The sequence below is a fragment of the Rhizorhapis sp. genome (genome assembly GCF_035276005.1).
In the GTDB taxonomy this organism is placed as follows: Bacteria; Pseudomonadota; Alphaproteobacteria; order Sphingomonadales; family Sphingomonadaceae; genus Rhizorhapis.
In genome coordinates this window covers 37052-47144 of the sequence record NZ_DATEMB010000030.1, presented here as the reverse complement: position 1 = coordinate 47144, position 10093 = coordinate 37052, and the positions used below count along the sequence as shown (strand labels likewise).

Annotated in this window: 7 protein-coding genes; 6 read left to right on the top strand and 1 reads right to left on the bottom strand. The window is 61.0% G+C overall.

The genetic code is table 11. The features are described from left to right. Window positions 1-13 precede the first annotated feature (13 nt). Together VJS46_RS07390 and VJS46_RS07385 are read left to right on the top strand one after the other, a co-directional pair. On the top strand, window positions 14-3103 hold the full coding sequence (locus VJS46_RS07390; RefSeq protein ID WP_324059095.1) for an efflux RND transporter permease subunit: 3090 nt from the start codon (window positions 14-16) through the stop codon (window positions 3101-3103). Between the two features lie 187 nt (window positions 3104-3290). Further along, on the top strand, window positions 3291-4463 hold the full coding sequence (locus tag VJS46_RS07385; protein WP_414707978.1) for a DUF445 domain-containing protein: 1173 nt from the start codon (window positions 3291-3293) through the stop codon (window positions 4461-4463). A gap of 14 nt (window positions 4464-4477) precedes the next feature. Here the strand turns inward: VJS46_RS07385 and nhaA are convergent, their stop codons facing one another. Continuing rightward, window positions 4478-5752, bottom strand: coding sequence for a Na+/H+ antiporter NhaA (nhaA, locus tag VJS46_RS07380; RefSeq protein ID WP_324059091.1), 1275 nt, complete (start codon window positions 5750-5752; stop codon window positions 4478-4480). A gap of 157 nt (window positions 5753-5909) precedes the next feature. Between nhaA and VJS46_RS07375 the strand changes: the two genes are divergently transcribed. Genes VJS46_RS07375 through VJS46_RS07360 form a run of 4 tightly spaced genes read left to right on the top strand, consistent with a single transcriptional unit; the run spans window position 5910 to window position 10083 of the window. Then, window positions 5910-7304 (top strand): glycosyl transferase family protein, encoded by a 1395-nt coding sequence (locus tag VJS46_RS07375; protein WP_324059089.1) that lies wholly within the window; start codon window positions 5910-5912, stop codon window positions 7302-7304. Further along, the gene (locus VJS46_RS07370) at window positions 7301-8350 is read left to right on the top strand and encodes a hypothetical protein (RefSeq protein ID WP_324059087.1); all 1050 of its coding nucleotides are present in this window, start codon (window positions 7301-7303) and stop codon (window positions 8348-8350) included. The genes VJS46_RS07375 and VJS46_RS07370 overlap by 4 nt, the downstream gene beginning before the upstream one ends. 60 nt (window positions 8351-8410) lie before the next feature. Further along, window positions 8411-9325 carry a sulfite exporter TauE/SafE family protein gene (locus tag VJS46_RS07365; RefSeq protein WP_324059085.1) on the top strand — a complete coding sequence of 305 codons (915 nt, stop codon included), beginning with the start codon at window positions 8411-8413 and terminating at the stop codon, window positions 9323-9325. A gap of 26 nt (window positions 9326-9351) precedes the next feature. After that, window positions 9352-10083 carry a TIGR02186 family protein gene (locus VJS46_RS07360; RefSeq protein WP_414707980.1) on the top strand — a complete coding sequence of 244 codons (732 nt, stop codon included), beginning with the start codon at window positions 9352-9354 and terminating at the stop codon, window positions 10081-10083. Window positions 10084-10093 lie beyond the last annotated feature (10 nt).

The window sequence follows — 10093 nt, the reverse complement described above, 5'->3', positions numbered from 1 at the left end:
GAAGGGCAGCAAGGTGAACTTTCGCAATATCTCTGCCTGGTCGATCCGCAATCCGCTGGTGCCGATCGTCGTCTTTCTTGCCCTGCTGATGGCGGGCGTCGTCAGCTTCATGCGCATGGATGTCAACAACAATCCGGACGTTAGCTTTCCTGCCGTTGAAGTGAATGTCAGCCAGCCTGGCGCCGCTCCCTCCGAACTTGAAACGCAGGTGACGCAGCGGATCGAGGCGGCGGTACGCGGAGTAAACGGCGTCGATGAGATTTCCTCCTACGCCAGCGAGGGGCTCAGCCGTTCCTTCATCCAGTTCGACATTGGCACGCCTGTCGACCGCGCATTGAATGATGTCCGCAATGCGGTGGCCCAAATTCGAAGCGATCTGCCTGAAGGCATATTGGAGCCTCAGGTCACGCGCATGGATATAGAAGGCGGGCCGATCGCCTACTTCAGCGCCGAAGCGACCGACATGACGCTGGAAGAACTGAGCTGGTATGTCGACAATAGCGTTGCCAAGCGGTTGCTGGGCATCGAGGGAATGGCCGCCGTTCGCCGCGGCGGGGGCGTCACCCGGGAAATTCGCGTGATCCTGAACCCCGCAAAATTGCAGGCGCAGGGTATCACGGCCGCTGAAGTCAACGACCAGTTGCGAAGGGTCAATCTCAATGCGACCGGCGGCCGCGCTGAAATTGCCGGGTCGGAGCAGGCGGTGCGTGTGCTCGGCAACGCCCGCGACGCCCATGTGCTTGGCGAGACCCAGATTGCGCTCGGTAATGGCCGCACGGTGCGCCTCGGTGACATTGCGGACGTGCGCGATATATATGCCGAGCAGCGCTCCATCGGGCTCATGAACGGAAGGCAGGTGACCAGCTTCGCCCTTGAAAAGGCGAAGGGCTCTTCGGATGTGTCGGTCTATGACCAGGCGATGGAGGAGCTTCAAAAGCTCGAAAAGGAAAATCCGAAGGTCCGGTTCCGGGAGCTCTACACCAGTGTAGGCTACACCAAGAGCCAATATCATTCGGCAATGGCGGCGATGATCGAAGGCGCCATCCTGGCCGTCGTCGTCGTCTTTCTGTTCCTTCGGGACTGGCGCGCGACGCTGATCGCTGCGCTGGCCATACCGTTATCGGCAATTCCCGCCTTCTGGTTCATGGACATGATGAACTTCACGCTGAATGGCATCAGCCTTCTCGCGCTCAGCCTGGTCGCTGGCGTGCTGGTGGATGATGCCATTGTGGAGATCGAAAATATCGTCCGGCACATGCGCATGGGGAAAACCGCCTATCAGGCGGCCATCGACGCGGCGGACGAGATCGGCCTTGCCGTGCTTGCGACCACCATGGCGATTGTTGCGGTGTTCCTGCCGGTCGCGCTCATGCCCGGCATATCGGGGCAGTTCTTCATTCAGTTCGGGATGACCGTGGTGGTGGCCGTTCTGATGAGCCTTGCGGTTGCGCGGATGATTACCCCGATGATCGCGGCCTATTTCCTGAAGGCCAAGGGCCATGCAAGCCATGGCGAAGGGCCGGTGATGGACCGTTTTATAGAGGTTCTGCGCTGGACACTGCGGCACCGGTGGAAGACCGTGCTTATCGGCGGCGGCGGCGCTTTTGTGGCGACTGTGCTGGCTTTCTATACCCTTCCATTCCAGTTCCAGCCATTGACCGACACCGACTATAGCCAGGTGAAGGTCGAAACGGTCCCCGGCAGCACGCTAGCGCAGACCGAAAGGATTACGGAAGAGGTGATCGCGCGCCTGGATGATCCCTCGATGCTGCAGTCGGCCTTCGCCGACATCGAACCTACCGAAGCCTCGATCTTTCTCACCCTCAAGAAGGACAGGGAGCTTTCGAGCGTCGAGTGGGAACGCAAGATGGCGCCTCAATTGCTGAACATTGCCGACGCACGGGTCAACTTCCAATCTCAGTCTGGGGGCGGTTTCACCGGCCGCGATATCACCATCATGCTGGGAGGCGATGACCCCAAGCTCCTTGAGCAGACGGCGCAAAATCTCGTCAAGGAAATGCAAGGCGTGAAGGAAATCCGCGCTCCCAGATTGCATGGCGACATGCAGCGGCCGGAAATCCTCATTAAGCCGCATCTCAATCTGGCGGCCGATCTTGGCGTGACCACTGCGGCTCTCAGCGAAACCATCAGAATTGCGACCATTGGCGATCTTGACCAGAACAGCGCCAAATTCTCGCTGTCCGACCGGCAGATTCCCATCCGCGTGTCCATTGACGAGGAAAGCCGCAAGAATCTGGCGAACATCCAGAATCTGCCCGTGCCCACTGCCTCGGGCGGATCCGTTCCGTTAAAGGCCGTGGCTGATGTTGAATTTGGATCCGGCCCTACAGAGCTCCGCCGCTACAATCAGGTCCGGCGCGTCGTCGTTGGCGTGGATCTGGCGCCCGGCGTGGTCAACAGCGAGGCAATGGAAAAGATCAATGCGCTGCCCGCTCTGGCCAATCTCCCCCAGGGCATTCGCCGGATCGAGGTAGGCGATGCCAAGTGGCAGAGGGAAATGATCCAGAATTTTGTCACGGCGGTCATTTCCGGTGTGTTCCTGGTGTTTGCCGTTCTGGTGCTTCTCTACAAGCGGGTCTTGCCGCCATTTGTGAACATGGCCTCGCTGACCATGGCGCCATTGGGCGGCGCCTTGGCCTTGCATCTGACGGGCCAGCCGATTTCGATGCCGGTGCTCATCGGTTTGCTGATGCTGCTTGGCATCGTGCAGAAAAACTCGATCCTGCTCGTGGATTTCGCACTTGAGGAAATGGGCAAGGGCGTGTCGAAGTTCAACGCCATCGTCGATGCCGGGCACAAGCGGGCGCAGCCTATTGTCATGACCACGGTCGCCATGGTGGCCGGTATGATCCCGACGGCGCTTTCGCTCTCGGGCGACGCCGCGTGGCGGGCGCCCATGGGCATAACGGTGATCGGAGGTTTGCTGCTGTCGACGCTTCTCACATTGCTGATCGTGCCGGCGAGTTTCAGCCTGGCGATCGATATCGAGGAATGGATCGGTCCCCACCTGCGCAAGCGCCTGCTCACATTCAAGCCGGGCGACGACCGTCCATCCAGCGACGCGCCGCAACCGGCGGAATGAGGCCGGGGGGCTGGCGCTCTGGCCATGACGTCTCCTTCTCTGTTAAGGCTCTTGCCGTGGACCAATCAGCCGCCCGGATCGTTACGCTGCCATGAAAGTTGGCTATTTACGGCAGGCGGGCCGCGTTTCCTTGCCTGTGAACGGTCCGAGGAACATACGTCTGGTAGCGACTGGACTGCTGCTTTTCATGGCGGCATTATTTGTCCTGGCACGCTCGACAGAGCACCTGCACCCGCTCATAGGATTTGTCAGAGCCTTTGCAGAGGCGGCAATGGTGGGCGGGCTTGCTGACTGGTTCGCGGTCACTGCCCTTTTTCGCCATCCGCTCGGGTTGTCGATTCCCCATACGGCCATTATCCCGCGCAACAAGGACCGGATCGGCGACACGCTGGCTTTGTTCCTGCGCGACAATTTCCTGACGCCCGCAGTCGTGGCACGGCGCATGCACAAGCTGGACGTGGCCTCTGCCGCCGGGAGGTTCCTTGCCTCTCCCGCGATTGGGGACGGACGGCTGCGGCAGGGCGCTTCCCGGCTTGTTGCGGACATATTGGAGGCCTTGGACCAGGAGCGTCTGGGCGGCATGGTGAAGGCGGGCCTTCGGCAGCGCATCCGGGCGCTCAATATTGCGCCACTGCTTGGGCAGGCGCTGGAGGCCGCGATGAAGGATGGGCGCCATCGGCCGCTCATCGACGGAGTCGTCAAATGGGCGGCCAAGACGCTTGACGCCAATGAGCATTTGATCCGCGACATGGTCCACCAAAGGGCAGGCCGGATCATGCGCTGGACGGGCCTTGATGAAAATCTCGCAAATGCGATCATCAGCGGGCTCGACAAGCTCATTGGAGAAATGGCCAGCGACCCTGCTCATCCGTTACGCGCGACGGCAGAGGAGGGGCTGGCGAAACTTGCGGCTGACCTGCAATCCAGCCGCCGGATGCAGGATCGCGTCGCTCGGGTCCGGGACGAGCTGCTCGACAATCCCGCCATGCAGCGCTGGATCGATGGTCTTTGGGAGCAGGCCCGCGCAGGTTTGCTCCGCGCCGCGCGGGATCCGGACGCAGCGATGGCGGGCCGCTTCGGCGAAGCTCTGCGTCAACTGGGAGCGACGCTTCAGGGTGATGCGCGCCTTCGCGTCATGATCAATCGCTTTGCCCGCCGCACGGCTGTCGGAACCGCGGCGAGCTACGGAGACGGTATCGTCAGACTCGTCAGCGAAACGGTGCGAGGATGGGATGCCGACACAGTGACAGGCAGGCTTGAAAACGCTGTCGGCCGCGATCTTCAATATATCCGCATCAATGGTACGCTGGTAGGCGGGCTGGTGGGCGTCATCCTCCACGCCGCCGCCATGTTCCTATAGAATGAGCCGGAAGATCAGCGTGGTGGTATAGCATTTTCGGGCAGGATTTCCGGCCGGTGCCTGTTCCGTTCCTCCCGCCCAATCTGCTCATGGCGCGGATGCAGGCGGGCGAAGCGCAGCACGATCAGCCCGGCAATGGCCGAAAGGCCGGAGCCTGTGAGGATACCCAGCTTCGCCTCCTCCACAAGCTCGGGATGATCGGGAAACGCGAGCGCTCCGATGAAGAGGCTCATGGTGAAACCAATTCCGCAGAGCAGCGACACGCCATAGATTTGGGGCCAGGTGGCTCCCTTGAGCTTTGTTGCAAAGCCAAGCTTCACGCAAAGCCAGATGCTTCCGAAAATGCCGATCTGCTTGCCGAGGAACAGGCCAGCGGTAATCCCGAGCGGTAACGGCGCCATCAGATCGGCGAGGCCGATGCTGCCAAGTGGAAGCCCGGCATTGGCAAAACCGAACAATGGCACGATCAGATATGCACTCCAGGGAGCAATCCTGTGCTCCAGAATATGGAGCGGGCTGTCGGCCGCGTCGGGCGCTCCTGGGGTGACCCGAAGAGGGATCATCATGGCTGCCAATACCCCCGAAATCGTGGCGTGAACGCCGGACAGCAACATTGCGTACCAGAGGGCCGCAAAGCAAAGCATATAGACGGATATCCGCTGGACGCCGCTCTTGTTGAGCACATACATGAGGCCCAGGATCAGGGCCGCGACGAACAGGGCGAAAGATTTAAGGCCACTGGAATAGGCGATCGCGATGATGGCGACTGCGCCCATGTCGTCAACTATGGCAACCGTCGTCAAGAACAGCTTGAGTGAGGTGGGCGCTCTCTTGCCGAGCAGCGCAAGAACGCCAATGGCAAAGGCGATATCGGTGGCTGCTGGAATGGCCCAGCCATTCTCCAGCGCTGGATCCCCTCTCGATATGAGCATGAACAAAGTCGCCGGAGCGGCCATGCCAGCGGCTGCTGCGATGACGGGGAGGCGCCGGCGCTCCCAACTGGAAAGCCGTCCGTCGACAAACTCCCGCTTGATCTCAAGTCCTACCAGCAGAAAGAAAATGGCCATGAGGCCATCGTTGATCCATAAATGGACCGACATTGGGCCAAGTTTGCTGGTCAGCACCGGGCCGGTCGAGATGTGGAGCAGGCTCTGATAGAGGGCATGGCTCGCCTCGCCTGCATTGGCCATGAGCATGGCTGCGGCAGCAGCAAGCATGAGCAGGATGCCCCCGGCGGCTTCGCTGCCGAGAAAACTTCTCAGCGCAGAGGTTCCACCACTTCTCTTCATTCCCGGGCCCCTTCATTCAAGCGGGGGGACCCTAGCCATTGTATGGATAAAATTCAAAACCTTGCAAGGAGACCGTACGGATTTTTGTTGCCGATACGAAATTAAATCTGCACTACTTCATCATAAGTATATTCGAATCGCGCGGGAATCTATTCTTGTGGTTGATGATATATTCACCTTATTGGAATGGATTCAGCATGAATTGATGTTGTTCGCTGCATTCGGTTTCATGCTTGGGGCGATTGATGATCTTGTCATAGACGTCATCTGGGCGGGCAGGCATTTCTGGAAGCGCCTGTTCATTTATTCCCGCCATGAAGCGATGACGGCCTTGTCCCTGCCACGATCCTCCGATCACGGTCATCTCGCTGTATTCGTTCCGGCCTGGGATGAGGCGGCGGTCATTGGTCCAATGCTCCGCTATTGCCTCAAATGCTGGCCGCAGGAGGATGTCCGGATATTCGTGGGCTGCTATCCCAATGATCCGGCCAGTATCGGCGCGGTAGCCGAGGTTGCAGCGCTTGACGCCCGGATCACACTGGTCCTGGGCAGCCGCGATGGGCCGACCACCAAGGGAGATTGCCTGAATGGCCTCTGGGCCGCCATGGAACGGCAGGAACATGCTCAAGGCTTCCGGTTCAAGGGGATAATATTGCACGATGCCGAGGATGTCGTGCATCGTGCCGAAATCGCCCTGTTCGATGGGATGCTCGACAGGTTTGATCTGGTGCAGATTCCGGTATTGCCACTCGTCGATCGCCGTTCGCGCTGGGTGTCCGGGCATTATTGCGATGAATTTGCCGAGGCGCATGGCAAGTCGCTGATTGTCCGGGAATTGCTTGGCGCAGCCATGCCCTCGGCGGGCGTCGGTTGCGCATTCTCACGGCATTTCATGAGCTTGATAGCCGAGCGGCAGGGCGGCGGTCCCTTCGATGCGGATTGCCTTACCGAAGATTATGAACTGGGCCTCCGCATTGGCGAACTGGGTGGGCGCGGCGTGCTGGTGCGGCTGCCCGATGGCGAGGGTGGAATTGTTTGCACGCGGGAATATTTTCCCGACCGGCTGGACGCTGCCGTGCGGCAGAAGGCTCGCTGGATGACCGGGATAGCGCTGGCCGGTTGGGACCGGCTCGGCTGGCAGGGCACCCTTGCGGAACGCTGGATGCGCCTCAGGGACCGCCGCGCCTTGCTGGCGGCGGTTGTGTTGACCTGCGCCTATGTTGCGCTTTTGCTTTATGCCATCACCGGCGTCGCCCGCATTCTGACTGGCAAGGAGCCTTTGGCCTTTCCTTATTATCTTACTCTGATCCTGATCGTGAACGGCCTGCTTCTGGTCTGGCGGATGGCGATGCGCTGTGGCTTCGTGATGCGCTTCTACGGATGGCGGGAAGCTGTTCGCTCAGTGCCCCGGAACTTTGTGGCGAACTTCATCGCCATCATGGCTGCTCGCCGTGCAGTCGCCCAATATACAAGGATGAGACGCGGGTCCGGCGCCATATGGGAGAAGACGGCGCACCAATTCCCTGACGAGCTTGCGGCTTCCCGTCTGTGACGGACGGCACCCCTGTTCAGGGCCGCGCGACGCGGTTTCTTTATCTCGTGCTCAGCTTCTGGGTGGCAGGACGAGCCGCGACATTGGTAATGGAGCAAGAGAAGGCCCGGCCCTCCCCGCAACTACAGGGGGCAGATGGAACGGCAAACAGCAGCCAAGGCGCCAAGGCGCTCGTGCGGGGGAGTCCTGCCCAAGCCTTCAAGGCCGCGACCGCTCATGTTCTGCAACGCCGCGCCAGTTTCAGTGCAGCCCTTCCGCCGGTATCGGGGGGCCCTACAATTTCGCCCGCCCGCCCTCTGCTCATCGCCTCAGCCCTTGCCCAGCCGCGGACCGGCGCAGGCATATTGCACCAACCTCCCGGCGTTCCCGCCGGTCCCGTTTCACAACCCGATGGAGGTGCCGCAGCGCCGATGAATCGCTGGAGCTTGTCCGCCTGGATGCTTGTCAGGCCGGACAATCACAGGGCAGGGCTGGCCTCGGCCGGACAATTGGGCGGCAGCCAGGTTGGTGCCCGTCTGGCCTATGACCTTATCCCGGTTGCGTCCGGCAGCCTCGCCATCCATGGCAGGATCAGCAGCGCGTTGCAGTCGCCTGAGGCGGTGGAGGCCGCATTGGGGCTCTCTTATCGTCCAAGCCAGAGCCTGCCAATTTCCATCGCCGCCGAACGGCGCATTGCACTAACCGATGGCGCGCGAAATGCCTTCGCAATCTATGCAGCCGGTGGCATTGGCCCCACGCCGTTTGGCTCGAGACTTGACGTGGAGGGCTATGCCCAAGCCGGTGTCGTCGGCGCGGCGCGGACCGATGCCTTTGCCGACGGGCGGATCGCCCTTTCAACGTCCCTGGCCGATATCCGGCCTGGCACGCTGAAGGCCGGACTGTCGCTTTCCGGCGGCGCACAGCCGGGACTGTCCCGACTCGATGCCGGTCCGCATATTTCAGGCCGGATCGGCCATGCGCGAGCGGTGCTGGAATGGCGGGAGCGGGTGGCGGGGCATGCCCTTCCAGGCTCCGGGCCCGCCTTGATCCTTGCAGCGGATTTTTGACTCATTCCGGCCATGCACCGTCTTCAAATCGGCACGCTTTGGGTCTAGCCAAGGGAATAAATGGATCTTTACCTCCCCATAGCCAATTTGTCCGTCAACGCCATTGTGATCATTGGCCTTGGTGGGCTGGTCGGTTTGCTGTCGGGAATGTTCGGCGTAGGGGGCGGATTTCTCACCACGCCGCTTCTTATCTTCTACGGCATACCGCCCACCGTCGCCGCTGCATCTGCCGCCACGCAGGTGACCGGCGCAAGCGTGTCCGGCGTGTTCGCCCATCTGCATCGCAACGCGGTCGATGTGCGCATGGGGATGGTCATGGTGGCGGGCGGCGTGGCGGGCACCTTGGTGGGCGCGGCGCTGTTCCGCCTGCTCCAGAATATCGGCCAGATCGATACCGCGATCGGCATCCTTTACGTGCTGATGCTGGGCGGCATCGGCCTCCTGATGGCCAAGGAGTCGATCCAGTCGGTGATCGCTCTGCGCCGGGGACAGCGCCCCCGCGCCAGCAAGCGGCGGCATCATCCGCTAGTTGCGGCTTTGCCGATGCGCTGGCGCTTTTATCGCTCCGGCCTTTACATCTCGCCGATCGCTCCCTTTCTCCTTGGCATGATGACCGGCGCGCTGACGATGCTGCTGGGCGTGGGCGGAGGCTTCATCATGGTCCCGGCGATGCTCTATCTGTTGGGCATGACGACACAGGTCGTTGTCGGCACGTCGCTTTTCCAGATTCTTTTCGTCACGGTCACGGCCACCATGGTGCACAGCCTTACCACTAAGGCGGTTGATCTGGTGCTTGCCCTGCTGTTGCTCATCGGCAGCGTCACAGGCGCTCAGGTCGGCGCCCGCATGTCGATGAAGGTCCGGCCGGAATATCTGCGCGTCTTCCTGGCCTTCATCGTTCTCATCGTCGCGATCCGCATGGCGTTGGGGCTCGGCTGGCGGCCCGACGAGATCTACACGGTGGAGGTCCGGTGAGGGGCCGGCGCGCATTGCTGCTGCCGATGCTGCTCTTGATGCTGGGCGGCGCGTCAAAGCCCATGCTGGTGCCCGACGTGTCGCAGCGGTCGGTGGAAATCCAGTACAGCTTCACAGGAGCCGAACTGTTGCTGTTCGGCGCCATTGTCTATCCTGACGGGCGGCCGCTCAGGGATTCCGCTGACATCGTGGTGGTGCTGAAGGGCCCGATCCAATCCATCACAATGCGGGAAAAGCAGAAGGTCGCGGGCGTCTGGGTCAATGCAGCGAGCGCACATTTCCGCTCCGCGCCATCCTATTATGCCATGGCTTCCTCCCGCCCGATCAAGGACATTGTGGATGAGCGGACCGCCGCCATCTATGAACTCGGCGTTCGCAACATCCAGCTTTCGCCTTCCTCGCTCAATGTCACCGACGAGATCGAGCGGTTTCAGACGGGCCTGGTCGATCTGCGGCGGCGTACAGGTCTTTATGTGGAAGAGCCGGGCACCGTCGAGATCACAGATGGGGTTCTCTATCGCGCTCGCCTGCCGCTGCCCGCGCGGGTCATTGTCGGCACCTATACGGCCGAGACCTTCCTGATCCAGGACGGAAGAGTGCTTGCCGCCGCAGTTCGGGAGGTCGAGATCCGGAAATCAGGCTTTGAGCGGTTCGTCGCCACTGCGGCCGAGGATTGGTCATTTCTCTATGGGCTCACCGCCACCGGTTTCGCTTTGAGCCTTGGCTGGATCGCAGGTTACGCATTCCGCCGGAAATAAGCTCTCCAAA

Excerpts from the sequence above, each read along its gene's own strand:
- VJS46_RS07360 (WP_414707980.1), top strand. The coding sequence starts at position 9,352 with ATGCTGCTCTTGATGCTGGGCGGCGCGTCAAAGCCCATGCTGGTGCCC.
- nhaA (WP_324059091.1), bottom strand. The coding sequence starts at position 5,752 with ATGAAGAGAAGTGGTGGAACCTCTGCGCTGAGAAGTTTTCTCGGCAGC.
- VJS46_RS07365 (WP_324059085.1), top strand. The coding sequence starts at position 8,411 with ATGGATCTTTACCTCCCCATAGCCAATTTGTCCGTCAACGCCATTGTG.
- VJS46_RS07385 (WP_414707978.1), top strand. The coding sequence starts at position 3,291 with ATGGCGGCATTATTTGTCCTGGCACGCTCGACAGAGCACCTGCACCCG.